General features: G+C 65.9%; 21 protein-coding genes. 14 read left to right on the top strand and 7 right to left on the bottom strand.

Features of this window, described 5'->3' with window-relative positions:
* Position 1: 1 nt before the first annotated feature.
* Genes AAHB16_RS07725 through AAHB16_RS07715 form a run of 3 tightly spaced genes read left to right on the top strand, consistent with a single transcriptional unit; the run spans position 2 to position 2,771 of the window.
* Positions 2 to 1,285 (top strand): branched-chain amino acid ABC transporter permease, encoded by a 1,284-nt coding sequence (locus tag AAHB16_RS07725; RefSeq protein ID WP_342050541.1) that lies wholly within the window; start codon positions 2 to 4, stop codon positions 1,283 to 1,285.
* Positions 1,282 to 2,058, top strand: coding sequence for an ABC transporter ATP-binding protein (locus AAHB16_RS07720; protein ID WP_342050540.1), 777 nt, complete (start codon positions 1,282 to 1,284; stop codon positions 2,056 to 2,058). Before AAHB16_RS07725 ends, AAHB16_RS07720 begins: the two co-directional genes overlap by 4 nt.
* Positions 2,058 to 2,771 (top strand): ABC transporter ATP-binding protein, encoded by a 714-nt coding sequence (locus AAHB16_RS07715; protein ID WP_342050539.1) that lies wholly within the window; start codon positions 2,058 to 2,060, stop codon positions 2,769 to 2,771. Before AAHB16_RS07720 ends, AAHB16_RS07715 begins: the two co-directional genes overlap by 1 nt.
* 30 nt (positions 2,772 to 2,801) lie before the next feature.
* Here AAHB16_RS07715 and AAHB16_RS07710 read toward each other — a convergent pair whose 3' ends face one another.
* Both AAHB16_RS07710 and AAHB16_RS07705 read right to left on the bottom strand, forming a co-directional pair.
* Positions 2,802 to 3,329, bottom strand: a complete 528-nt coding sequence (locus tag AAHB16_RS07710) for a nucleoside deaminase (protein ID WP_150371547.1) — start codon at positions 3,327 to 3,329, stop codon at positions 2,802 to 2,804.
* Complete coding sequence (locus tag AAHB16_RS07705) at positions 3,310 to 4,674, bottom strand: nucleobase:cation symporter-2 family protein (protein ID WP_342050538.1); 1,365 nt, start codon at positions 4,672 to 4,674, stop codon at positions 3,310 to 3,312. Before AAHB16_RS07705 ends, AAHB16_RS07710 begins: the two co-directional genes overlap by 20 nt.
* A 196-nt stretch (positions 4,675 to 4,870) precedes the next feature.
* On the opposite strand from AAHB16_RS07705, the gene AAHB16_RS07700 reads away from it, so the two are divergent.
* Complete coding sequence (locus AAHB16_RS07700; protein WP_342050537.1) at positions 4,871 to 5,785, top strand: LysR family transcriptional regulator; 915 nt, start codon at positions 4,871 to 4,873, stop codon at positions 5,783 to 5,785.
* On the opposite strand, the gene AAHB16_RS07695 is transcribed toward AAHB16_RS07700, so the two are convergent.
* Positions 5,775 to 6,686: a LysR family transcriptional regulator gene (locus AAHB16_RS07695; RefSeq protein ID WP_342050536.1), complete on the bottom strand. Its 912-nt coding sequence runs from the start codon at positions 6,684 to 6,686 to the stop codon at positions 5,775 to 5,777. The genes AAHB16_RS07700 and AAHB16_RS07695 overlap by 11 nt on opposite strands.
* Before the next feature lie 107 nt (positions 6,687 to 6,793).
* Here AAHB16_RS07695 and AAHB16_RS07690 point away from each other — a divergent pair, with 107 nt between their 5' ends.
* Positions 6,794 to 7,666 (top strand): SDR family oxidoreductase, encoded by an 873-nt coding sequence (locus AAHB16_RS07690; protein ID WP_342050535.1) that lies wholly within the window; start codon positions 6,794 to 6,796, stop codon positions 7,664 to 7,666.
* A 26-nt stretch (positions 7,667 to 7,692) separates the two neighbouring features.
* On the opposite strand, the gene AAHB16_RS07685 is transcribed toward AAHB16_RS07690, so the two are convergent.
* Complete coding sequence (locus AAHB16_RS07685) at positions 7,693 to 8,655, bottom strand: LysR family transcriptional regulator (protein WP_342050534.1); 963 nt, start codon at positions 8,653 to 8,655, stop codon at positions 7,693 to 7,695.
* A 161-nt stretch (positions 8,656 to 8,816) separates the two neighbouring features.
* Here AAHB16_RS07685 and AAHB16_RS07680 point away from each other — a divergent pair, with 161 nt between their 5' ends.
* The 3 genes from AAHB16_RS07680 (at position 8,817) to AAHB16_RS07670 (ending at position 12,816) form a co-directional block, all read left to right on the top strand.
* Positions 8,817 to 10,136, top strand: coding sequence for an MFS transporter (locus AAHB16_RS07680; RefSeq protein WP_342050533.1), 1,320 nt, complete (start codon positions 8,817 to 8,819; stop codon positions 10,134 to 10,136).
* A 25-nt stretch (positions 10,137 to 10,161) separates the two neighbouring features.
* Positions 10,162 to 11,658, top strand: a complete 1,497-nt coding sequence (locus AAHB16_RS07675; protein ID WP_150371553.1) for a M81 family metallopeptidase — start codon at positions 10,162 to 10,164, stop codon at positions 11,656 to 11,658.
* Between the two features lie 102 nt (positions 11,659 to 11,760).
* Positions 11,761 to 12,816, top strand: coding sequence for an aldo/keto reductase (locus AAHB16_RS07670; RefSeq protein ID WP_342050532.1), 1,056 nt, complete (start codon positions 11,761 to 11,763; stop codon positions 12,814 to 12,816).
* Between the two features lie 9 nt (positions 12,817 to 12,825).
* Here the strand turns inward: AAHB16_RS07670 and AAHB16_RS07665 are convergent, their stop codons facing one another.
* From AAHB16_RS07665 to AAHB16_RS07655, 3 genes are all read right to left on the bottom strand, one after another.
* A complete protein-coding gene (locus tag AAHB16_RS07665) occupies positions 12,826 to 13,707 on the bottom strand; it encodes a LysR family transcriptional regulator (RefSeq protein WP_342050531.1) in 882 nt (293 codons plus the stop codon).
* A gap of 138 nt (positions 13,708 to 13,845) precedes the next feature.
* The gene (locus AAHB16_RS07660; protein WP_342050530.1) at positions 13,846 to 15,822 is read right to left on the bottom strand and encodes a phosphatase PAP2 family protein; all 1,977 of its coding nucleotides are present in this window, start codon (positions 15,820 to 15,822) and stop codon (positions 13,846 to 13,848) included.
* Positions 15,823 to 15,999: 177 nt separating this feature from the next.
* On the bottom strand, positions 16,000 to 16,734 hold the full coding sequence (locus tag AAHB16_RS07655; protein WP_342050529.1) for a GntR family transcriptional regulator: 735 nt from the start codon (positions 16,732 to 16,734) through the stop codon (positions 16,000 to 16,002).
* Positions 16,735 to 16,810: 76 nt separating this feature from the next.
* Here AAHB16_RS07655 and AAHB16_RS07650 point away from each other — a divergent pair, with 76 nt between their 5' ends.
* From AAHB16_RS07650 to AAHB16_RS07625, 6 genes are all read left to right on the top strand, one after another.
* Positions 16,811 to 17,548, top strand: coding sequence for an enoyl-CoA hydratase/isomerase family protein (locus AAHB16_RS07650; protein ID WP_342050528.1), 738 nt, complete (start codon positions 16,811 to 16,813; stop codon positions 17,546 to 17,548).
* 11 nt (positions 17,549 to 17,559) lie between these two features.
* A complete protein-coding gene (locus AAHB16_RS07645) occupies positions 17,560 to 19,071 on the top strand; it encodes an aldehyde dehydrogenase (RefSeq protein WP_342050527.1) in 1,512 nt (503 codons plus the stop codon).
* A 121-nt stretch (positions 19,072 to 19,192) separates the two neighbouring features.
* Positions 19,193 to 20,608: an efflux transporter outer membrane subunit gene (locus AAHB16_RS07640; RefSeq protein WP_342050526.1), complete on the top strand. Its 1,416-nt coding sequence runs from the start codon at positions 19,193 to 19,195 to the stop codon at positions 20,606 to 20,608.
* On the top strand, positions 20,605 to 21,750 hold the full coding sequence (locus AAHB16_RS07635) for an efflux RND transporter periplasmic adaptor subunit (protein WP_342050525.1): 1,146 nt from the start codon (positions 20,605 to 20,607) through the stop codon (positions 21,748 to 21,750). The genes AAHB16_RS07640 and AAHB16_RS07635 overlap by 4 nt, the downstream gene beginning before the upstream one ends.
* A gap of 9 nt (positions 21,751 to 21,759) precedes the next feature.
* Complete coding sequence (locus AAHB16_RS07630; RefSeq protein ID WP_342050524.1) at positions 21,760 to 24,954, top strand: efflux RND transporter permease subunit; 3,195 nt, start codon at positions 21,760 to 21,762, stop codon at positions 24,952 to 24,954.
* The gene (locus tag AAHB16_RS07625; RefSeq protein WP_223851424.1) at positions 24,951 to 25,565 is read left to right on the top strand and encodes a YceI family protein; all 615 of its coding nucleotides are present in this window, start codon (positions 24,951 to 24,953) and stop codon (positions 25,563 to 25,565) included. The genes AAHB16_RS07630 and AAHB16_RS07625 overlap by 4 nt, the downstream gene beginning before the upstream one ends.

The following is a 25,565-nucleotide window of genomic DNA, read 5'->3' as shown; positions in this document are numbered from 1 at the left end:
GATGGCATCCATGACCGGTACGACCATGCATTACCGTCCGCTGAACCTCGCGCGCTGGCTGATCTGGGGCCTCACCGCCCTGGTCATGCTGGTGCTGCCGCTGCTGTTTCCGGGCGGGTTCGCGGTGACGCTGCTCTCGCAGATGGGCGTGATGATCATCTTTGCGCTGTCGTACAACATGCTGCTCGGGCAGACCGGCATGCTGTCGTTCGGCCACGCGGTGTATTCGGGGCTCGGCGCGTTTATCGCGGTGCATGTGCTCAATATGATCGGCGCGGGCAAGCTGTGGTTTCCCGTATCGATGCTGCCGCTCGTGGGAGGATTGGCAGGCGCGTTCTTCGGCGTGCTGTTCGGCTATGTGACCACACGGCGGTCGGGCACGACGTTCGCGATGATCACGCTGGGCATCGGCGAGATGGTGTTCGCGAGCTCGCTGATGTTTCCGGACTTCTTTGGCGGGGAAGGTGGTATCTCGACCAATCGCGTCGTGGGCGATCCGTTCCTCGGCATCACGTTCGGGCCCGGCCGGCAGGTCTATTACCTGATTGCCGCATGGTGCCTCGTGTCGATGATCGGCATGTATGCGTGGACGCAGACGCCGCTCGGGCGCATTGCCAATGCGGTACGCGACAACCCCGAGCGCGTGGAGTTCATCGGCTACAACACGCAGCGCGTGCGCTACCTGGTGCTGATTCTCTCCGCGTTCTTCGCGGGTATCGCGGGGGCATTGTCGGCCATCAACTTCGAGATCGTCTCGGCGGAGAACGTCAGCGCGGTGCGTTCCGGCGGCGTGTTGCTGGCGACGTTCATCGGCGGCGCGGGGGTGTTCTTCGGGCCGGTGATCGGGGCCATCGTGTTCATTCTGTTCGCGGTGGCGCTGTCGGACCTGACCAAGGCGTGGCTGCTGTATCTGGGGCTGTTCTTCGTGCTGATGGTGATGTTCGTGCCGGGCGGCATTGCCAGCGTGCTGCTGCGTCAGTTGCCGCTGATCGCGGCGCGCCGCTTCGGGCAGATGCTGCCCGCCTACGGACGGGGCGCGGTGGCCGCGCTCCTGCTGCTGGCCGGGGCGATCCTGACCATCGAGATGATCTACAAGGTGCAGGTGGATAGCGCCGGCGGGACGGCCATGTCGTTGCTGGGCATACCGTTCGACGCCGGCACGCCCGTGCCATGGATCGTCGCGGCGGTGCTGTGGGCCGTGGGCGCGCTGGCGTGGCGGCATGCGGCCGCGCGCGTGCGGGCCACGCTTGAGCGCATCCAGTTCGAGACCGGAGGTGTGGCATGACGGCAGGAGTGCCCGCGTTGGAACTTACCGACGTGCGCAAGCGCTTCGGGCAGACCGAGATCATTCGCGGCGTGACGTTGGCCGTGCCGCGTGGCGAGCGGCACGCGATGATCGGGCCGAACGGCGCCGGCAAATCGACGACATTCAATCTGATGTCGGGACGTTTTGCGCCGAGTTCGGGGTCGGTGAAGCTCAATGGCGAGGAGATCGGGGGCAAGCGGCCGTTCGAGATCAATCGGATGGGGCTGTCGCGCAGCTTTCAGATCACGAATATCTTCCATCGGCTGTCGGTGTTCGAGAACCTGCGCTGCGCGGTGCTCTGGGCGCTCGGGTATCGCTATTCGTTCTGGCACCGGTTGTCGGCCCTGCACGATGCGCGGCTACGCGCGGAGGAGGTGCTCGAGCTGATAGGCATGACGCATCGGCGCCAGACGCAGGCCGGGCTGCTGACCTATGCGGAGCAGCGCGCGCTCGAGATCGGCATCACGATCGCGGGCGGCGCGGATGTGATCCTGCTCGACGAGCCGACGGCGGGGATGAGCCGGTCCGAGTCCGACCATGCGGTGGAGCTGATTCGCAGGGTGACGGCGGGCAAGACGCTGATCATGGTGGAGCACGATATGAGCGTGGTGTTCGGGCTCGCGGACAAGATCTCGGTGCTCGTCTATGGGGAAGTGATCGCCAGCGACACGCCCGAGGCAATCCGCGCGAATCCGAAGGTCCGGGAGGCGTATCTCGGCACCACGCTCGACGACCATGCGGAGGTGGCGTAATGGCAGGGCCGATGCTCGATGTAGCCAGACTGCATGCGTACTACGGCAAGAGCCATATCCTGCATGGCGTGGACCTGCAGATCGGCGAGGGGGAGATCGTCGCGCTGCTTGGCCGCAATGGCGTGGGCCGCTCGACGCTCGCGAAGGCGATTCTCGGGATGGTACGCGCGGAGGGGGCGGTAAGGCTGCGTGGCACCGATGTGCTGGGGCATCGCACGTTCGAGATCGCCCACCTCGGTATCGGCTACGTCCCCGAGAACCGCGATATTTTCCCGACGCTGACGGTGCGGCAGAACCTGCAGCTCGGCGAAAAACGCAACCCGCGCCAACCGAAGCCGCGCTGGTGCCTCGACGACATGTACCGGATGTTCCCGCGCCTGCGCGAACGCGAACACACGCCCGCCGGCGTGCTCTCCGGCGGCGAGCAGCAAATGCTCACGCTGTGCCGCACGCTGATGGGCGACCCGGACCTCGTGCTGATCGACGAACCCACGGAAGGGCTCGCCCCGCTGATCGTGGCCCAGGTCGCCGAATCCCTCCGCGCGCTCCGCGAACGCGGCATCTCGGTCCTGCTGATCGAACAGAAACTCGCCATCGCGCTCGATATTTCCCAACGCGTGTACGTGATGGGGCATGGACAGATCGTGTTCGAGGGGACGCCCGCGGAGCTCAAGGGGAATGCGGTCGTGCGGAAGGAGTGGCTGGAGGTTTGAAACAAGTCGCGCTCCACCATGTCCGGCCCGTCACTTCCAGAAGCCCTCGTGCGCGCGGGCGGCTTCCTCTTCGAGCATCGGACCCGCGACCTCCACGCGCCGCTGGCCGCGCGCGAAGACCTCGCGGCACGGCAACGAGAACGTCGGGTTCTCGGGATGATCGCCGGTGAGACCGAGGAGCGTGTGCTCGGACAGCGCATAGACGACGCGGCCGATGCCCGTCCAGTAGATCGCCCCCGCGCACATGCAGCACGGTTCCGCGCTCGTGTAGAGCGTGCATCGCGCCAGCGCTTCGGGCGTCAGCACGCGCGCGGCCGCCGCCGCGGCCGCGAGTTCGGCGTGCTGGGTCGGATCGCCTTCGGGAGGCATCGAGTTGTTGCCTGCCGCCGATACGATGTTTCCTGCTTCGTCGGCCACGAGGGCCGCGAACGGATGGCGGCCGCGTTCCCGCGATCGGTACGACTCGGCAATCGACTTCCGAAGCAAATCGAGATCGCGTGCGCGGACGGCGTCGGGCGTTTCGGCTTCGGACGTTCTTTCAAGGGGCGGGATACTCATCGCGTTCTTCCAGAGGGTTGGTGTTCGGATGCAAGGCCGTGCCTTGCAGTGACTTGCCATTCAGCAGTACGTTGAGGAGGATCGCGGTCATGCCGCCGAGGAAGATGCCGCTCTCCAGCACCAGCTTCAACGTGCCGCTGACGTGCGCGAACAACGCGGGAAACGACATGGGCAGCACGCCGACACTGATCGAGACCGCGACAACGATCGCATTGCGCGTGCCGTCGAACTTCACGCGCGACAGCTCCTGGATGCCCGCGACGGTCGTCATGCCGAACATCACGATGGCACAGCCGCCCAGAACGGGGCGGGGGACCGAGGCAATCAAGGCCCCGAGCTTGGGGAACAGGCCCATCAACACCATGATGACGCCGGCCGTCGCCACGACATAGCGGCTCTTGACGCCGGACAGCGCGATGAGGCCGGTGTTCTGCGTGAAGGCGTTGTACGGAAAGCTGTTGAAGATGCCGCCAAGCATCGTGGAGAGGCCATCGGCGCGAAACGCGTTACCGAGCGTTTGCTGATCCGCCGGTTTGCCGACGATCTTGCCGATGGCCAGGCAGTTGCCCGTGGTCTCCGCCATGATGATCAGCATCGCCAGCACCATGATGAGCGCGGGCGCCAGGCGGAACTCCGGCATGCCGAAAGCGAACGGCGCGCTGATCTCGAACCAGGCGGCGCTGCCGACATGAGAGAAGTCGGTCAGCCCGAACGCGGTGGCGATGATCGTTCCCGCCACCAGCCCCAGCAACACCGACAGATTCCCCACGATGCCGCGGAAGCGCGCGTTGATCACGAGCGTGACCACAATCGTGGCGGCACCCAGCAGGAGGTTCGGTACGCTGCCAAATCCGGGCGCGCCAGGGTCGCCGCCGCCGAGCCAGATGGCGGCCGCCGGCATCAGCGATACACCGATGATCGTGATCAGGCTGCCGATGACCACCGGCGGAAAAAAGCGGAGCAGCCGGCTGAACACCGGCGCCAGCGCAATCGTGGCCGCGCCCGCCGCGATGACCGAGCCGAACACGACGGTCAGCCCGTACTGCTGTCCGATCATGATCATCGGCGCCAACGCGATAAAGGAGCAGCCCTGGATCAGCGGCAGGCGCGCGCCGAACTTCCATATGCCGAGGCACTGGAGGATCGTCGCGATGCCCGACGTCAGCAGATTCGCATTGATCAGGGTGACGACCTGCGCCGAGGACAGGCCGAGCGCACTGCCAAGGATCAACGGCACCGCGACAGCGCCCGCATACATCACCAGTACATGCTGCAAGCCGTAACTTGCCAGCTGCCTCGCCGGCAGCACCTCGTCCACCGGGTCCACCGCGGTGCTCTTGCTCATTCGCCCTCTCCCTCGCTGATGATGGGGGCAGCGGAATTCCCGCTGCCCCAGATATGTGCGCGACATGCACGAAGACAGGGCGCCGCATCACGCGAACCTCGCGTTGTTGCCCGCACCGGCGTCGCTAGGGCATGATCCATCGGAGACGTCATCCAACCAAATCAACAGCCATCGATTTTTTCGATGGAAAAGGGCTATGCGGTTTTCGCTGGAGCAGGTGCAGGTGTTCGTCGTCGTTGTGGAAACGGGGTCGTTTTCCGCGGCGGCGCGACGGCTGGGAAAGACACAATCGACGATCAGCAGCGCCATCTCCAACCTGGAGATCGACCTCGGCGTCACGTTGTTCGATCGAACTCACAAGATCCCCACCGTCACGGAGGCGGGCCGCACGCTGCTGGGGGAGGCCACCGCCGTCCTCGAGCGCTGCCGGTCGCTCGAAGCGCATGCCGCGAGCCTGGCGGGTGCGAATCCCGCCGAGCTCACGCTTGCGATCGAGATCCCCTACAACACCGTCATGCCGGTCCTGATGGATTTCGAACGCGAATTCCCCTACGTCGACCTGACCATTCGCAATCCTATGTCGGGTGACGTGAGTGAACTGGTGTTGAAAGGAGACGCCGAGGTTGGCATTGCGTTCGCGCAGCCCGGTTATTCGCCCGAGCTCGACTTCGTGCAGCTCGGCAAGCTGATCATGGTCCACGTTACGCATCCCGAGCACCCGCTGGCCTCTCTCGATCGCGTGTCGTTCGAGGATCTGCATGCCTATCGTCGCCTTGCCTTCACCGCGCACGCAAACAAGCTGCCGACGACGGAGTACCTTCGCGCGGCGCGCACCTGGCAGGCGGAAAGCTATCTCGCGCTGATGGAGATGGTCAGCAACGGTCTCGGCTGGGCGACGCTGCCGCGGCAGCTGATTCGCGATGAACTGGCGCGAGGCGATCTCGTCGAGCTGCAGCTGGCGGCGTATCCGCATACGGACTGGCTCGTCGGCGTCGACCTCGTATGGCGCAGGTCAGCGAGCCGCGGCCGCGCCCACAGATGGCTCCACCAACGGCTGCAACGGCACATGGTTTTCGAAGTCGGCGCGGGCGGGCAACGCACTACGCGATAGGGCGGATATACGCCGCCAGCTCCTCGGGCGTGCCTGACGGGAAGGCCTCCTTCAGGTGGTCGAGGAATGCGGTGACGCGGATGCTGAGATGCCGCCGCGACGGATAGAGCGCCCATAACGCGACCTCCGTGCCCGCGATATCGCCCCAGCGCGACAGCGCGCCCGACGCGAGGTCCGCGCTCACCATCGACAACGGCAGGCAGGCGGCGCCCATCCCGAGCCGGACCGCATCGCGTATCAGGAACAGGGACGAGAGCACTGCCACGGGCGTGATGGGAAGCCGGACCTGACCCGCGCGCGTGGTGACCTCCCAGGACGAACGCTGCTCGCTTTCCTGTCGGACGATGGCCGGGACGGGGCGATCGGCCTTGCGCGGGCGGTGCAGATCGTGCGCCGCGACGACCACCAATCGGTCGCGAACGAAGATGCGGCCGATGAGGTCTTCATCGCGGTCCGGGTTGACGCGGATCGCGAGGTCGTAGCCCTCCGCGAGCATGTCCACGCTGCGGTCCTCCGTCGTGACTTCCAGCCGTACCTCGGGATACTTCCGCGCGAATGTCGCGATGAGCTTCCCCATCGCGATCTGGGAGAACAGCGCCGGCGCGGTGATGCGCAGACGCCCGCGAGGCCGTTCGCTCCCGGAGGCGATCGCCGACGCGCTCTCCGCGATCTCGGCGAGCAGCGCCCCCGTCCGCGCATATAGCGCGTGTCCTTCCTGCGTGAGCGCGAGACCCCGGGGCCCGCGTTCGAAGAGCCGCAGCGAGAGGCTGTCCTCCAGCTCGGCGATCTTGCGCGATAGCGTGGCCTTGGGCCGCCCGGTCGCGCGCGCCGCGGCGCCCAGGCTTTCGTGGCGGGCGACGAGGTTGAAATCGGCCAGCGCGAGGAGATCGAGGTGTTCCATTTTTGGGACGACGCGTTCAATTTTGACGGCTACCGGAGCGAATATGGATCGATTACTGTTTCCTGGCAAGTGCAATTTTCTTAGCCAACTTTCGTCAGGAGAACAGCATGACCATCCTTATCACCGGTGCAACAGGGCGCGTCGGGCGCCAAGTCGTGGGCCAACTCGTGCAGCGCGGTGCCAATGTCCGCGCGCTCGTCCGGGATCCATCCAAGGCAGGGCTCCCGCCAGAGGTGGATATCGTTCAAGGCGATATGCTCGACATTGCCGCGTTGCGGAAAGCCTTCGTCGGCGTGCGGACGCTGTTCCTGCTCAATGCCGTGGCGGGAGACGAATTCACCCAGGCGTTCACCGTCCTCAATATCGCCCGCGAGTCCGGGGTGCGGCGCATCGTCTATCTGTCGGTCATGCACGCGGAGCGCTTCGCGAACGTGCCGCACTTCGCCGTGAAGCTCGCGGTCGAGCGGCTGATCGAACACGCCGGCTTCAGCGCGACCGTGCTGCGGCCGGCTTATTTCATGGACAACGAGCATATGGTGAAGGACGTCATCCTTCGACACGGCGTGTACCCCATGCCCGTCGGCGGCAGGGACGTCGCCATGGTCGATACCGGCGACATCGCCGAGGTGGCGGCGCTCGAACTGATCCGCCGCCATGACGGGCCGGAAGACCTGCCCAGCGAAGCCTTCAATCTGGTGGGTCCCGACACGCTGACCGGCAGCGGCCTGGCCGCGATATGGTCGGACATCACCGGCCGCACGATCGCTTACGGCGGGGATGATCCAACGGCTTTCGAGGCCAACCTCGCCAACTTCCTGCCGGCGTGGATGGCTTACGAAATGCGCTTGATGGCGGAGCGATACGTGAGCGACGGCATGGTGCCGGAAGCGGGGGATGTCGAGCGGTTGACGCGTATCCTTGGCCGGCCCCTGCGTGCATACGGGCAGTTTGCGGCGGCGCTCGCCCGCGCGGCTGCGTAGCTGCGCGCATGCCTACGCGCGCATCCCTACGCGCGAGGCGGCTTGCGTCCGGGGGGCTTTGCCCGCCGGCGGGGCGCCGGCGCAGCGAACATCGGCATGTCGCGCCGGATACGTTCGAGCAGGGCGTTGGCCGCCACGCCCAGCGGCCTTCCGTTCTTGACGAGCAACTGCGCCTTGGCCGATTCGAACAGCGGATGCGCGATGGGCAGCGTGACCAGTTCACCCGAACCCAGCTCGTGATAGGCGGCAAACGCGCCCATCAGCGTGATGCCGTGATGGCGTTTGACGAAGTGCCGCAACACGGCGAGCGAATTGGTCGTCAGCGTCGGGCGGATCTGGATGTTTTCGGCGTACGACAGCATCTGCACGATCTGTCCGAGCCCGAATGCGGGCGGCATCATCGCCAGCGGAAAGTCGTTCAGCTCATGGACATCGACTTTCGTGCCGCGCAACGCGAGCGGGTGGTTGGTATGGACGAGCAGCACCACCGGCTGCGATGACGTGGCCACCCAGCGCACGTCCGCGTGCGAGGGCGGGTTGTACGCCAGGCCGATATGCGCGCGGCTGTCCGCCACCTCCTGTAGCACGTTGTTGACGGGCAGCGTATCCACGGTGACATCGAGTCGCGGGTACCGCGCGCAGAAATCGGTGAGCACTTCATCCATCAGGCTATCGACGTAGCCTTCGCTGGTCGCAATGCGCACCTGGCCATGCTGCAGGCCGCGCAATGCCTGCAGGCGGTCTTCGAACAGTTCATGTTGGGCACGACAGCCTTGCCAGTATTCCAGCAGATGCTGCGCGACTTCGGTGGGCTGCACGCCGCGCGCGTGGCGGTCGAACAGGGCCGCGCCCACTTCCTCCTCCAGCAGGCGTATCTGTCGGGCAATGACGGAAGGCGACGTGTTGATGCTGTCCGCCGCGCCGCGGATCGATCCGTGCGTCAGTACCTCGTGGAAATAGCGCAGCCTGCGCTGGTTCAGTTCTCGCATATCGACTTCCGCGTGAAGATGAGTGTTGCCGGATGAGCAACGATAGCCGACTTCGGTTGCTCTTGCCATGCCATTTCAACTGCCGCACGATGCTCGAAAACTAAAAGAGCGCACCAGCACAACGTTCATCGCATCCACGAACGACCAAGGGAGTAACCTGCATGACCCCCACACTGCCTCCGCGTAGCACGCCGGCGCACGATAGCGCCGCGCAACAGGCCCTGTACCGGAAACTGAACTGGCGCCTGCTGCCGTTCCTGCTGCTCTGCTACACGTTTGCCTACCTCGACCGCGTCAACATCGGTTTCGCCAAGCTGCAGATGCAGAGCGACCTGGGCCTGTCCGATGCGGTGTACGGCCTCGGCGCCGGCATCTTTTTCTTCGGTTACGTGTTGTTCGAAATCCCCAGTAACCTGCTGCTTCCCCGGATCGGCGCGCGCAAGACGATCAGCCGTATTCTGGTGCTCTGGGGTCTGACCTCGGCCTGCATGATGTTCGTGCGCGACGAGACCACGTTCTACGTGATGCGCTTTCTGCTGGGCGTGTTCGAGGCCGGCTTTGCTCCCGGCATGATCTTCTACCTCACGTACTGGTACGGGCAGCAGCGCATGGCGCGCGTGATGGCCGTCGTGATGCTGGCGGGTCCGCTCGGCGGCATCTTCGGCTCGCCCCTGTCGACGTGGCTGATGACGGCGCTCTCGGGCGCGCACGGCCTCGCCGGCTGGCAATGGATGTTCCTCGTCGAGGGCCTGCCTTGCGTCCTGCTCGGCGCCCTGGCGCTGCGCGTGCTGGCGGACCGGCCCGCCGATGCCAGGTGGCTCACCGACGAAGAAAAGCGCATGATCGCCCAAGCGTTGCGCTCGCCCGCCGGCGGCCACCATTCGTTCGGCCAGGTCGCGCGCGACCCGCGTGTCTACCTGCTGGCCTTCGCCTACTTCACGATGATCTGCGGCATCTACGCGGTGAGCTTCTGGCTCCCCAGCATCCTCAAGGCGGATGGCGTCACCGACACCATGCAGATCGGCCTCTATTCGATGATTCCGTATATCGCGGCCGCCATGGCGATGATCGTCATCGGCAGGCGTTCGGACCGGCGCGGTGAACGGCGGCTGCATAGCGCGGTGCCCGCCTTTATCGGCGCCGCCGCGCTGGCGGTGGCCACGCTCTTCAGCGGCAACCTCGCGGTGTCGCTGCTCTGCATGACGATTGCCACGGCGATGATGTGGACCGCCTACACGGTGTTCTGGGCCATTCCTTCGCAATACCTGAAAGGCGACGCCGCGGCGGGCGGCATCGCGCTGATCAATACCATTGGCCTCATCGGCGGCTTCCTGAGTCCGACGATCATCGGCTGGGTGCGCACGACCACAGGCAGCATGCAGGCTGGCCTGCTCGTGATGGTGGCCCTGCTGGTGGCCGGTGCCGTGACGCTCGTCGCCAGCCGCATGCCCGCGCCCCAGGCCAGTCCGGCCGCGATCTAAGATGACATTGAACATGGAGAGCCCCGTGGCACCCCGAATCCTGATTGCCGGTTTCCAGCACGAGACCAATACGTTTGCGCCGTCCAAGGCCACCTACGCGAGCTTCGAGCGGGGAGAGGGCTTTCCCGCGATGGTGCGCGGCGGCGATGTGCTGGCACTGCGCGATGTGAACATTCCGGCCGGCGGTTTCATCCAGGCCGCGGAACGCAACGGCTGGTCGCTGAGCCCCGTGATCTGGGCCGGCGCGAGCCCGTCGGCGCACGTTACCGAGGACGCCTTCGAGCGCATCGCCGGCGAGATCGTCGAAGCGGCCCGCGACGGCGGTTTCGATGCGGTGTATCTCGACCTGCATGGCGCGATGGTCGCCGAGCATGCCGACGATGGCGAAGGCGAATTGCTGGCGCGCGTGCGCGGCGCGATCGGCCCCGATGTGCCGCTGGTGGCTTCGCTCGACCTCCACGCCAATGTCACGCAACGCATGCTCGATGCCGCCGACGCGCTGGTGGCGTACCGCACGTATCCGCATGTCGATATGGCGGAAACCGGGGTGCGCGCGGCAGAGCTGTTGCAGGCGCTCTTGAAGAGCCCGCGACGCTGGCGGGCCGCCGCGCGCCGGTTGCCATTCCTCATTCCGATCAACGGCATGTGCACGATGCTGGAACCGGCGCGCGGGTTGTATGCGGCGCTGGCCGAGCTGGAGTCCGATGGCGTCGTCTCGCTGTCGTTCGCCCCGGGTTTCCCGGCCGCCGACTTCCCCGAGTGCGGGCCCGTGATCTGGGGGTACGCCGAGGATGCAGCGGTCGCCGATGCCGCGGTGCAGGTGCTTTACGACAAGATGCTGGCCGAGGAGTCCGCGTGGGAGGTGCCGTTCCTCTCGCCGGACGAGGCCGTCCGCGAGGCCATGCGCATGGCGGAGGGCGCCACGCGCCCGGTGGTCATCGCCGATACGCAGGACAACCCCGGCGCCGGCGGCGACTCCAATACGATGGGCATGCTGCGTGCGCTATTGCGCAACGGCGCGCAGGGCGCGGCCATCGGGTTGATATGGGACCCGGCGGCCGCGGCGGCGGCGCATCGCGCGGGCGTTGGCGCCACGATCGACGTGGCGCTCGGTGGCGTGTCCGGGGTGCCCGGCGACGCGCCATTGCAGGCGCGCTTCGAGGTGCTGAAGCTGTCGGACGGCGTTTGCCGGTTCGGTGGCCCGATGATGCACGGCATGCTCGCCGATGTGGGACCGGTGGCGCTGCTGGGGATCGATGGTGTGCAGGTCGTTGTCAGCGGCGGCAAGGCGCAGATGCTCGATCGCAATCTCTATCGCGTTGGCGGCGTCGAGCCGGAGGCGATGAAGATCCTCGTGAACAAGAGCTCGGTCCATTTCCGGGCGGACTTCCAGGGCACAGCGCATGCGGTGCTCGTGGCAAAGGCCCCCGGCCCGATGACGGCCGATCCCGCGGATCTGCCGTGGACACGCCTGGCGCCCGGCATTCGGCTCAAGCCCATGGGGAAGCCCTTCGCGCCCTGACATTGTCAATCGAGACTTGAATATCCTTTAACCTGCCAACGCTGTTTCTCCTTCTGCAGGCGCACTACATTGCGCTGATCGCTTCAATCAGAGGGAGAAACCATGCAATACAAGCAGCTTGGCAATACCGGACTTCTCGTGTCCCAGCTCTGCCTGGGGACGATGACGTTCAGCAGCGGACAAGGCATTTACAAGCATATCGGCAACGTCGGTCAGGAACTGGCGGACACGCTCGTCAAGGCGAGTCTCGATGCGGGGATCAATTTCTTTGATACGGCGGATGTCTATTCCGGCGGCGAAAGCGAGTCGATCCTTGGGCAGGCGTTCAAGAACCTGGATGTGCCGCGCACGGCGTACGTGCTCGCTACCAAGGGTTACAGCCGCATGGGGCCGGGGCGCAACGATGTTGGCGCGTCGCGCGGACATCTGATGGATGCCGTTCACGCGAGCCTCCGGCGCCTGGGCACCGATCATATCGATCTGTATCAGATTCATGCCACCGACACCGTCACGCCGATCGAGGAAACCCTGCGCGCGCTCGACGATCTGGTCACGCAGGGCAAGGTGCGGTACATCGGCGTCTCCAACTGGGCCGCGTGGCGAATCGCCACGGCGCTTGGCATCTCGAACGCGAAAAACTATGCACGGTTTGCGACCGTACAGGCGTACTACTCCGTGGCCGGGCGGGATCTGGAGCGGGAACTGGTTCCGCTGATGCAGCACGAGAAGCTCGGTTTGATGGTGTGGAGTCCACTGGCCGGCGGCCTGCTTTCAGGACGGTTCAGCCGCAACAATCAGAACCCGGAAGGCTCTCGCCGCTCCGAATTCGATTTCCCGATCGTCGACAAGGCGCGCGCGTGGGACGTGCTCGACGTGCTGGCGCCCATCGCCCGCACGCATGAATGCAGTGTTGCGCGTATTGCGCTGGCATGGCTGCTATCGCGCGACGTGGTGACCAGCGTCATCGTCGGTGCCAAACGGATCGACCAGCTGACCGATAACCTGGAAGCCACCCGGATCGAACTGTCGCGCGACGAGATCGCCGCGATCGACGCCGTCAGCGCGCTGCCGCCCGAGTATCCAGGCTGGATGCTCGATACGCAGGGCGCGGACCGCCTCGGGCCTGTCGATCTGTGGGGCGGCGTGACGGCGTCCTGACCGGGACGGCTATTTCGGGAAATGGGCGACGAGGAAATCGATCAGGCTGGATAGTTTGCGGGTCATCAGCCGGTCCGGCATATAGACGATATGCAGCGGCCGACCGGGCGAGCCAAACGATTCCAGCAATGGTCTCAGGCGTCCTTCGCGGATATCGGCGTTCGCCAGATCGCGGGGCAGCATGGCAATGCCGAGTCCCTCGAGCGCGGCCGTTCGCAGGGCCGGCATATTGTTGGTGCTGAACCGGCCGCGTGTTGCGACGGCGGTGGATTCGCCGCTGCCGAACTTCCAATGCCATTGCGCGACGGTGTTATGGAAGGCCAGGCACGTATGTCTTCGCAGGTCGTCAAGGGATTCCGGCGCGCCATGCCGCTCGAGATAGGCGGGTGAAGCGCAGGCAACGAGCCGGGTCTTGCCCAGTTCGCGCGCGACGAGCCCGCTGTCGGGCAAATCACCGTAGCGGATGCCCGCATCGAATCCACCTTCGATCAGGTCCACGACCTCGTCGCTGAAGATCAGTTCGACCTCCACTTCCGGATAGGTCTCGATGTATTGCGCCATCAGCGGCACGAGCGTGTGGGCGCTCAGACTCACCACGGCGCTGATCCGGAGCAGGCCTTTGGGATTGGCCCGTTGTTCGCGCACGCTCGTCTCGGCGAGCTCGATCCGCGACAGGATATCGACGCATTGCTCGTAATAGGCTCGCCCGATGTCGGTCAGGCTCTGCTTGCGCGTGGTCCGGTGCAGCAGCTTGGCCCCGAGCCGCGATTCCAGTCCACGGATATGGTTGCTGACCATCGTGGTGGAAATGCCCAGTTGGTCCGCGGCCGTAGTGAAGTTCTCGCAGCCGACCACGCGGACAAATACCGTCATGCTGTTCATCAGATCCATGGCGAAGGCTTGTGTTGAGTCCCATAAGTCGAATGTCCACGCGAATGATAATGGAAGCAGGTCCACGTCACTTCGCCGCGTTTTGACGCGGGCCTGCGAGCTTCTTGATGTCGTCCTCTGGACGTTCGTGCGAGGGCTTTAACCGTCGATACGGATCTGCACACCATTGGCGGTGTAGACGGGTGTTGCCTTGTAGCCATCGACCGCGACCGTGGTGAACTGGCCCTTGACGCTGCTACCGGTGATCACGGCGATGGTATCGCCGGCCCGTGGCTTGTAGCCGTCGGCAAACGCGACGTGCAGCGTGCCGCCGGCGATCGTGGTGATGCCCGCCACAGTCATGCGGCCCTGGCCGTTGGGGCCGACGCGCAGTTCCAGCGTGGTGTTGGCCAGCATCGTGTACTTGCCGGCAATCGCCACGCTCTCTGGCGCGTCGATCACGACCGAGCCCGCGCCCAGGTAGACGTCGCCGGTACCGAAGGCTTTGGCCGACGCCGCCCCCAGCACGCCGCCCGCCACCTGCGTACCGCCCGAATACGTGTTCGTGCCAGCAAGCTTCAGCGTACCGGTGCCGCCCAGCGTGAACCGTCCCGCGCCCGCGATATCGTTGCGCCAGATATCGCTCGCGTTGAAGCCGCCCTTGCTCGCATCCATCGAGACGGCCACATTGCCGTTGAAGGCGCCATACCCGTCGCCGGCGGCGAACAGGTTCAGGCGTCCCCAGCCTTCGGCATCGTCCATGACCGGATAGCCCGAAGCGACCTCGGTGGTCTTCAGGACCACGCGGCGCTGGTCGGCGCTGAGGTACGGGAAGCGGGTCTCCAGCATGACCTCGGCACCCTTCGGCACGACCGGGTCCGCCGTCGTCGAGCCGATCTGCGGGAGCCCGAACGTCATGCGGCGCAGGAAGTTGGCCTTGTTGGCCGGGTAGTCGGCAAACCGGTCATTGCCGGCGTTGCCCGATTGCGCGAACGCGCGGAACGTCGCCGCTGTCGTGCCGGTGGCTGCCATCAGCGCGGTATGGGCCTGATTGTAGGCTGCCGCCTTGAGCGTGGCGTTGGCTGGCGCATTGAGGTTGGCGGCCGCCGAGGCAATGCCGAGCATGCGGCCGCCGATGACGTCCATGGGGGAATGCATGCCCGCGAGGATGCGGTTCTCGCCGAGCTCCATGCCACGGCTGAGCATTTCCTGGAAGCGTTCGGGCACGAGGTAGGCCATCACCACGGCATTGCGCAGGGCCTCGGCCGTGTGGCCGCTGATAAAGCCGCCATCGATGGTGGGATCGGCGCTGATGGCCGGCACCAGCGTCGGTGCCACGATCACGCTGGTGCTCCAGCGATACGGCCGCGCGTACTTGTAGAAGCGCTTGGCCGGTTCGGTCGACGCGTTGTCGCCGACCTTGTTGACCATCGTGATGACGTCGCCGAACGTGGTGTTGGTCGCGCCCGCCACGCCGCTATTGTTGCCGCCGTCGTCGTACTTGACCGTGGTGGCGTCGGCCGGAATGCTCGTGATCGTCGTGGTCTGACGCGCGGCGGCACGCCATGCCTCGGTCAGCGGACCCATGCCGTCCGTCACGCTGTAGTTCTTGCCGCGGCGATCGTCAAAATAGGCGGCTTCCGCCTGCGCGGCGGTGCGCCGGGTGGTGGCGTCGATCACGTACTGGATGTTCGCGTTGTGCGCGACGGTATTGGTCACGGATCCGCCCGCGGTGCCGTCATTCGGCAGGCCGGTCCACGTGGACGCCGCGACGGCAGGGAACGATCCATTGGCCGCGGCCGGCGAGCCCGCATCGACCAGCCGCGTCAGCGGCTCCCAGACATCGAGAAAGCCCCGAACGAGCCGGACCCCGGCATTGGTGTCGACGGTCGCATAACGTGCATCGCCACGCTGATTGGTCGCGATCGTGTCGACGAGCGGTACCGCCGACGCCGCCACGGGCGCGCTATCCACGAAGCCGGCATCCGCGGGCGCGGGCGGCACCTGCAGCGGCGTGGTCGCGGGCGTCCCCGCATTGGTGCCGCCATTGTCATCGCCGCCACCGCACGCGCCGAGCAGGAACATCGCGCTGGCCATCGCGCTGGCCATCGCGATGGCACGCATCTGGAAAGACATATTCGATCCTCGAGAAAAGAACCGAATGTAGGGCGGCAGTGTTGCGTGCGCGTGAAACGCGGCGATGGTCTGGCGGTTCGGAAAAGTCAGTGCATCTACCCCATGAAGGACAGGTCCGGCGCGAAGAAGAGGAGGGCGAACGTCCCCCAGTCGCCGCCGAACCGTCCCGTCCCGAATTCATTCAGCCGCCCGCTCCAGGACATCGAGCGCCGCAGCGCAGGCCCCGCGCAGCTGTTCGCGCATCAGGTCCTGAACGTCCGTGGACTGCTGGACGATCGCGTCGCGAATGCGGACGGACTGGTCGAACGAGGCGCGCATGCGGCCCCCGCGCACCATCGCGATGCGGCGCAGCCGCCTGACCGGTCCCATCAGGCTCCGATGGGTCTCCTGCAGCGTTCGGTTGTCCGCGATCGCCATGATGATCGTGTAGAAACGGTCGAGCGCGTCGACGTAGCTTGTCGCATCGCCCGCATCCACCGCCACGCGCATGGCGGTCAGGACATCGTCGAGCTGGGCCGCGCCCAGCGGCGTGATGCGCGCCGCGGCTTCCTGTACCGCCAGGCACTCCAGCGCCGCCCGTACTGTATAGATCTCCTCCACATCCCGGCGCGTGACGGTTCGCACATGCGCGCCCACGCGCGCCAGGATCGTCACGAGGCCTTCGCGCTCCAGCTGGACGAACGCTTCCCGCATGGGCGTGCGGCTCACATTGAGCTGTTTGGCGATCTGGACCTCCGACAGCCGGCTGCCCGGCGGCAGGACCCCCTCGACGATTGCCTCGCGCAACGCAGGCACGACCAGCGCTTCACTCAACGAGTCGCTGAACCCCGCCGGCGTCCGCAGACGCTCGTGATACTTGCTCGCAATGGCTTCCAGCGTCAGCGCCTTCCCTTCGGTTCTCGATGCGGACATTGACTTCTCCCGAGTCTGTGCATACCCTGTATACAGGGTATTCGAAGTATACACCATCGCGTCTTTGGGAGCCAATATGGCACCAGCATCGTATTCACCGCCCGTGCTGATCGAGCGCGCGGGCAGCGTCCTGACCTTCGTCCTCAATCGTCCAGAGGCGGGAAACGAAGTGACGGCGCCCATGTTCGAGGCGATGGTGGCCGCGCTGCGCGCGGAAGTCGAACGACCGACCGCGCGTGTGTTGCGCCTCCGCGCGGCAGGCGACGTCTTCTGTGCCGGTCGCGAGCGAGCGGGGCGCGACGCGGAGACGCTGCACGCCGAAGTCAGCCGCCTGATCGAACTGAAACGCCTGCTGCGCTCCACCTCGCTCATCTCCGTCGCGCAGGTCCAGGGCGACGCGCTGGGATTCGGGTTCGGCATCGCGATTCTCTGCGACTTCACGCTGGTGTCGTCGCGCGCATCCCTCGGCTTTCCCGAAATGCGCAAAGGCCTGCCGCCGGCCGCCATCATGGCCTACCTCGGCAACTACGGCCGCCCCAAGCAACTGTTTCCCATGCTGCTGTTCGGCGACGCCATGACGCCCGCCGACGCGCTGCAGGCGGGCCTGATCACGCAGATCGTGGCGCCGGCACGCCTGCAGGCAGAGACCGACGCGCTGATCGCGCGCGTGGTCGGCATCGACGACGCCGGTGCACGCCAGTGCAAGGCATTTTTCCAGGCCGCGCAAGAAGGCTCGGTCGAGCAGAACTTCCGTTGTGCGACGGAACTGCTTACCGCGACGAGCCTCCGCATCATGCAGCGTGCCGGTCATTGAAGGATATTTCCATGGACTCCGATACACCACTGCGCCACGAGGCGCTGCTCTTCATCGATGGCGAGTGGGGGCAGGCCCCTGACGGACGTACGCTGGAAATCGTCGACCCGGCCACGGGCGATGCCATCGGCGCGCTCGCCGTGGCATCTGCACACGATGTGGACCGCGCGGTCCGCGCGGGGCATGCGGCGTTCGAGAGCGGGGTGTGGCGCGATATGCCGGTTCCGCAGCGGGCGCGCGTGCTCGATCGCTTCGCGGACCTGTTCGAGGCAGACCTCGAACACCTGTACCGACTCGAAACGCTCAACAACGGCAGGCCGATCAACGAAACGCGCGCGCAGATCGCGCGCCTGCCGCAGTTCTACCGGTACTTCGCCGCGCTCGCGCTCACGCGCCGCAGCGACGTCATTCCGGTGGAAAGTCCATATTTCTGCTACACACAGCGCGTACCGCTCGGCGTGGTCGCCCTGATGACATCGTTCAACCACCCGCTGATGATCCTGTCCAAGAGTCTCGCGCCCGCGCTGGCCACGGGCAACAGCGTGGTGATCAAGGCGTCCGAGCAGACGCCGCTCACCACCGTGCGGCTCGTGCGTCTGTTGAGCGAGGCTGGCGTGCCGGACGGTGTGGTGAACGTGGTGAACGGTGTCGGCAGTGAAACCGGCGCGGCGCTGGCCAGCCATCCGCTGGTGCGAAAAATCGTCTTTACAGGCGGCACGGAAGTCGGTCGCGCCATCGGTGAAGCGGCGGCGCGCAACTTCGCCATGACGACGCTCGAGCTGGGCGGCAAGGGTGCCGCTATTGTGTTCGACGACTTCGATCTCACGCGCGCGGTCAACGGTGCGGCGTTCGCCGCCTTTATCGGCGCCGGACAGACCTGCGTCTGCGGCGCGCGCATTCTCGTGCAGCGATCGATCTACCGCGCGTTTCTCGAGCGCTTTCAGGCAAAAGTGGCCGCCATTCGTATCGGCGACCCTTCGGATGCCCGGACACAGCTCGGCCCGGTGATATCCGAACGGTCACGCCGGCGCATCCTTGCGATGCTCGAGCGCGCGGAAGCCGACGGCGCGAAGGTGCTGACGGGCGGCCGCGCACCGGCCGCTTTCGCGCGAGGCTTCTATCTTGAACCGACGGTTCTCTATGACGCCGACCCGCGATCCGAGATTTGCCAGGAAGAGGTATTCGGGCCCGTGACCGTGGTCATGCCGTTCGAGGACGAGGCCGACGCACTGCGCATCGCCAATGGCACGCGGTTCGGACTCGCGGCATCGGTGTGGACGCAGGACGTCGCGCGCGCGCATCGTATCGCGGGCAAGCTCGAGTTCGGCCTGGTGTGGATCAACGACCATCACCGGCTCGACGCCGCCTCGCCGTGGGGCGGTTTCAAGCAGAGCGGCGTGGGTCGCGAGACGGGCGTCGAGTCGTTCGACCAGTTCAGCGAGCCGCGCGCGGTCACGATCAATACCTCCGGGAAGACGCCGGACTGGTATGCCGAGGATGGCGAACCGAAGCGTCTGAACTGACCGGACGGCGACGGATATGTTACCGCTGGACGCAACCCCGGAGGAACGCCGCCAGGCAAGCACGGCATGCCGGCGGCCCGCGCGCGGCGGCGCGTCGCTCGCGCTGGCCCGGTTTTTGGCCATGTCTCTGGCCCTGTTACTCGGCGCGTGCGCCGTTGGCCCGGACTATCGCAGGCCCGCGGTGGAAATCCCGCAGGGCTTCAAGGAAGGCGTCAGCTGGCAGCGCGCGCACGCGAATCCGGAGGCGTCGATATCGAGTACGTGGTGGCGCCAGTATCGGGACAAGACGCTCGATGGACTCGTCGAGCGCGCGCTGGATGCCAACCAGTCCATCGCGGCCGCCGAGGCCGCGTATCGCGTGGCATTGGCGACCGTGCAGGTGAACACCGCCGCGCTGTTTCCGATCGTGACGGCGGGCGCTTCCGGCACGCGCACGGGCATCGGTACGGGCGTGACACAGGCCGGCGCGGGAACCTCGTCGATCGGCAGGACGGCAAGCACCGGCGTCTTCAATAGCTTGAGCGCGAGCGCCGCGGTCTCGTGGGAACTCGATCTGTGGGGCGCGATCCGGCGCCAGATCGAATCGGCCAAGGCCAGCGCACAGGCCAGCGATGCCGAGCTTGCCGGTGCGCGGCTGTCGATCGCAGCCAGCGTCGTGATCGACTATCTGGCTCTTCGGCAGGCCGACTACGACATCCATTCGCTGGAGCGGCAGCAGGATATCGACCGCGGCCTGCTCGAGATCACACAGGCATCCTTCCGCGAGGGCGCGTCATCGAGCAATGACGTGCTGGTCGCGCAGGACGTGCTCGATGCGGTGGTCGAGAACCTGCAGGCGGCAAGGATCGCGCGCGAACAGGACGAGCATGCCATCGCCGTACTGACGGGCGTACCGCCGGCCGCATTGTCGATCGCACCGGACACCGCATATGCGTTCCGCGCCCCCGATGTGCCGCTGGAACTGCCATCGCAGTTGCTGGAGCGGCGGTACGACGTGGTCAACGCCGAACGCCTGGCCGCCGCGGCCAATGCAAAGATCGGCGCGGCGATCGCGGCATTTTTTCCGACGCTGACGCTATCCGCGCAGGGCGGCTTCCAGAGCAATACGTTCGCGCGGCTGTTCTCGCTGCCGAGCCGCTTCTGGACACTCGGTCCCGATGTCGCGGCCACGATCTTCGATGCGGGAGAGCGCAGTGCCGAGGTGAGCGTGGCGCGCGCGAGCTACGACCAGCAGGTGGCCACGTATCGCAACACCGTGCTGACCGCCTTCCAGAGCGTCGAAGACAGCCTGTCGTCGCTGAACCATCTTCGCGCGCAGGCGGCATCCTCGGCGGACATCCTGGCGCGCAACCGCCAGTTATTCGCCAGCGTGCAGGCGCAGCGCCGTATCGGTACCGCGAGCGTCGAGGATCTGCTCGATCAGCAGCTCGTGCTGGTCGAGGCGGAACAGAGCCTGCGCGATACCCAGTCCGCGCTCGCACAGAGCGACGTCACCCTTATCAAGAACCTCGGCGGCGGTTGGGAGGCCTTGCCATGAAGTTGTCTCCATGTCGGGCGCTGGTTTCCACGCTTTTTTCCATTCTTGCCGCCGCCACGCTTGCCGCCTGTTCCCATGGCGCGCCCCCGGCGCCGCCGCCGCCGGCGGTGGACGTCCTGGCCGCGCACGCGCAAAGCATCCCGCTGACCCGTCAGTTCGTCGGCCGGCTGTCCCCGCTCTACAGCGCCAACGTCACGGCGCGCGTCTCGGGCGTGCTGGACAAGCGCGTCTATGCCGAGGGCACGGCAGTGCGGGAAGGGCAGGTGCTCTTCGAGATCGACCCGTCGTTCTACAGGACGCAGCTCGACAGCGCCGTGGCGCAACTCGCGCAGGACCAGGCGACCTATGTCGACGATCGCGTCACCGCCGAGCGAAACCGGGCATTGCTGCCGGTGGGATCGGTATCGCAGCAGACCGTCGATAACTCGGATGCGGCCGAGCGCAGTGCCGCCGCGCGCGTCCAGGCGGATCGCGCGTCGGTGGAGAGCGCGCGCATCAGTCTGGGCTACACGCGCGTGACATCGCCGATTGCCGGCATCGCCGGGCAGCAGCTGGTGACGGCGGGCGCGGTCGTCGGCAACGGCACCAACGATGCCGGTACGGCGGGCACGTTACTGACGACCGTCCAGCAGATCGACTCGGTCTATGTGAACTTCACCATGAGTTCCGCCGACCTGACGTCGCTGCGCCAGTCCGCGGACCATGGCGGGGTCGATCTGGCCAGCCAGAACGCGACGACGGTGCAGGTGAGTCTGCCCAACGGCGCGCCCTACGACCACACCGGTACGCTCGACTTCTCGGACGTGGCCGTGAACGCGACCACGGGCGCGGTCAACCTGCGGGCGCTGGTCTCCAATCCGCGGCACCTGCTGCTGCCGGGGATGTACGTCACGCTCACGGCGGACTTCGGCCGCCGGAACGGTGTCTTCCTGGTTCCCCAGCCCGCGCTGCTGCGCGATACCCGCGGCGCCTACGTGCTGGCGGTGGGCGCCGATAACAACGCCGTGCGCAAGGATGTCGAGACCGACGGCAGTCAGGGTACCGACTGGATCGTCACCCAAGGCCTCGCTCAGGGCGATCGGGTCATCGTCACAGGCCTGCAGGCCGTACGCGAAGGCGGCCCGGTCTCGGTGCGCAAGTAGGAGGTATGCATGGCTGGCTTCTTTATCGACCGACCCGTATTCGCGTGGGTCGTCGCCATCCTCATCTCGCTGTTCGGTGCCATCGCCATGCGCAGCATGGGCATCGACTCGTATCCGGAGATCGCGCCGCCGCAGGTGACCGTCACGGCCAACTATCCCGGCGCCAGCGCGGCGACGATGGAATCGACGGTGACGCAGGTCATCGAGCAGCAGCTCACCGGCATCGACAACCTGCTGTACTTCAGCTCGAACTCGAGCGCCAACGGCCAGACCGTCATCACGCTGACGTTCGCTACCGGCACCAACCCGGATATCGCGCAGGTGCAGGTGCAGAACAAGGTGACGCTGGCCACGCCGCTGCTGCCCGCGCAGGTGACCCAGCAGGGCGTCGTCGTGGCCAAGGCCAGTCCGGATATCCTGATGTTCATCGCCTTGCGCTCGAACAGTCCCGCCGTGGACGCGCCGCGGCTGAGCGACATCCTCGCGTCGCAGATCCAGCCGGTGATCGGGCGGGTCAGCGGGGTGGGCAACACCACGCTGCTCGGCTCGGAATATGCGGCGCGCATCTGGATCGATCCCGACAAGCTGCAGGGCTATGGGCTGTCGACGACGCAGGTGCTGAACGCCGTCAACGCCCAGAACGCGCAGTTCGCGGCGGGGTCGCTCGGCGCGGACCCGGCCGTGAAGGGGCAGGTCTTCACGGCAACGGTATCGGGCGACAGCCTGTTCTCGTCGCTGCAACAGTTCCGCGACATCATCCTGCTGTCGAGAAGCGACGGCACGACGGTGCGGCTCTCCGATGTGGCGCGGGTCAGCTTCGGCGCGCAGACGTACGGGATCGCGCCGGTCTATGACGGCAAGCCCGCCGGCGGAATGGCCGTGTTTCTGCTGCCCGGCGCCAACGCATTGTCGGTCGCCAATGCGGTCAAGGCACAGATGGCGTCGCTCGCCCGCGATCTGCCCGCCGGGGTGACATGGAGCGTGCCCTACGACACGACGCCATTCATCACGGCCTCGATCACCGATGTGGTTCACACGCTGATCGAAGCGATCGCGCTCGTGTTCGTCGTGATGCTGGTGTTCCTGCAGAACCTTCGCGCCACCATCATTCCCACGCTCGTCATTCCCGTGGCGCTATTGGGCACGTTTATCGGCCTCTCGCTGCTGCACTACACGCTCAACCAACTGACACTGTTCGGCATGGTACTGGCGATCGGCATCGTGGTCGACGACGCGATCGTGGTGATAGAGAACGTCGAGCGCATCATGAGCGAGGAGGGCACCGAGCCCAAAGCCGCCACGCACAAGGCCATGCGGCAGATCACGGGCGCCATCGTCGCGATCACGGTGGTGCTGTCGGCCGTGTTCGTACCGTCCGCGCTGCAGCCGGGCGCCACGGGCATCATCTACGCCCAGTTTGCATTGACCATCGCCGTGTCGATGATCTTCTCCGCGTTCCTGGCCATGTCGTTCACGCCGTCGCTGTGCGCCGCCATCCTGCGGCCGGTCCACCCCGACAAGAAGGGTCCGTTCTTCCGCTGGTTCGATCGCGGTTTCGGGTGGATGTCGCGCACCTACCTTGGCCACGTCACTCGCGCCGTCCGTCATGCGCCGCGATGGATGGTGGGCTTCGTGCTGTTCGTCGTGCTGGCGGGCTTCCTGTACACGAAGCTGCCGACGGGCTTCGTGCCGGACGAGGATCAGGGCTTTATCCTCGTGCTCGTGAACCTGCCGTCGGGGTCGACGCTGGCCAGTACGCGGCGCGTCATGGGCGAAGTCCGCGACAAGCTTCTGCACAGCCCGATCGGGAAGGACATCAGCGCCATGTTCCAGCCGGTGGGTTTCAGCTTCGTCGGCACGAGCGAGAACGTCGGCATGACGTTCATCAAGCTGACCGACTGGCGCCAGCGATCGCAAAGCGCGATGGCGCTGATTCCGCAGGTCAACCAGATCCTGCATGGCGTCACCGACGCGCAGATCTTCGCGACCGATCTGCCGACGATCCGCGGGTTGAGCCAGTTTGGCGGCATCGACATGTACCTGCAGGCGAGGAGCGGGCAGTCGCGCGACCAACTGGAGGCCGCCGAGAAAACGCTGCTCGAAGAAGCCGGCAAGAGCCCCGACCTCTACGGCATCCGCGCCAACTCGCTGCCGAGCGCGCAGCAACTGCGCATCGCGGTGGACCGCACGCAGGCGGAGTCGATGGGACTGTCGCTGACGGACGTCTACAACACGATTCAGATGGAACTGGCGCCGTTCTTCGTGAACCAGTTCACGTATGGAGGCCGGGTCAAGCGCGTGTACATCCAGGCGGACGCGCCATTCCGCATGGGCATCGATGCATTCCGGCATCTGTTTACGCCCGCGCCCGCGCCCGCGTCCACCACGGCGCCGACGCCCGCACCGGTGAACCCATCGGCGGCCAACACGCTGGTCAGCCCCTACAACAGTGTCCCGCTATCGAGCGTGGTCAGCACCCACTGGGCCGTCGCGCCCACCGTGCAACCGCGCTATGACGGCTATTCCGCGATCGAGATCGTGGGCAATCCGGCATCGGGCTATTCGACGGGGCAGGCCATGCAGGTGCTCCAGAACATCATCGACCAGAAGCTGCCGCCAGGCTTCGCCGCGGACTGGACGGGGCAGTCCTATCAGGAACTGCTGGCCGGATCCTCCGCGACCACGCTGATGGCGCTTTCCATCGTCGTGGTGTTCCTGTGCCTGGCCGCGCTCTACGAGAGCTGGTCGATTCCTGCCTCGGTACTGCTGGTCGCGCCCATCGGGATGCTCGGCATGCTGGTCTTCTGCCTGTGGCAAAACGTGCCGAACGACATCTACTTCAAGATCGGCCTCGTCACCGTCATCGGCCTGGCCGCGAAGAATGCGATCCTGATCGTCGAGTTCGCCGTCGAAGGACAGGCGCGCGGACTGAGCCTTTTCGACGCGGTCGTGGCCGCGGCAAGACTGCGCCTGCGCCCGATCCTGATGACCTCGATGGCGTTTATCCTCGGTGTGTTCCCGCTCGTGGTATCGACGGGCGCCGGCGCGGCGTCCCGCCATGAGCTCGGCATCGGCGTCATCGGCGGCATGCTTGCGGCGACGGTGCTTGGCCTGCTGTTTATTCCCGTGTTCTATGTCTCGGTCAGGCGCGTGCTCGGAGACAAGCTCGGCACGCACGCAGGCCCGCGCGAGGACGCATCGTGAGCCTGCATGTCCGTGCGCGCGCCATGGCGGGTATCGCGGGGATCGTCCTTGCCTCGCTCCCGTTGCTGGCAGGAGCGGTTGGTCAGGCGCGACCGGCCGACGCGGGTTTGCTGCCGGCCCATTATGTCCTGCAGCGCGCGAACGTCTTCTTCGTGGTGGACGTGTCCCATCAACCGCTCCGGATGCGCTTTACGCGCGTGGACGCGCAACTGGAGCAGGGCGTCGGCGGTGACGCCGATCAGGTGGCGGTCACGATCGACGTCGCGAGCGTGGAGACCCGCCCGCGCTTTCTGTCACCGATCGTACGGGGCAGTGGCATGCTCGACGAGGCGCACTACCCCGAGATCCGCTTCGTCAGCACCCGGTTTGTGCGAGACCGGGCGGGCAGTGGCTGGCTTCACGGCGACCTGACGATGCATGGTGTCGTGTGCCCGGTGGATTTTCTGGTGACGCAGGTGCCCGGCGCCATCGAGTCACCGAACGACGGCCGGCTGGAATTCGCGGCGGCCGGGGACATCAGCCTGCGGAAGTTTGGGCTGTCGACCTGGTTCCCTGGCGTCGGCGACGCCGTGCATGTGACGATCGACGCGGCGTTCGCGCAGGTGCCATGA

Source organism: Cupriavidus sp. OTU4054, assembly GCF_038440175.1.
Classification (GTDB): Bacteria; Pseudomonadota; Gammaproteobacteria; order Burkholderiales; family Burkholderiaceae; genus Cupriavidus; species Cupriavidus pauculus_D.
Note: the sequence above shows the minus strand (reverse complement) of the source record. Positions and strands in the feature narration are given on the sequence as shown.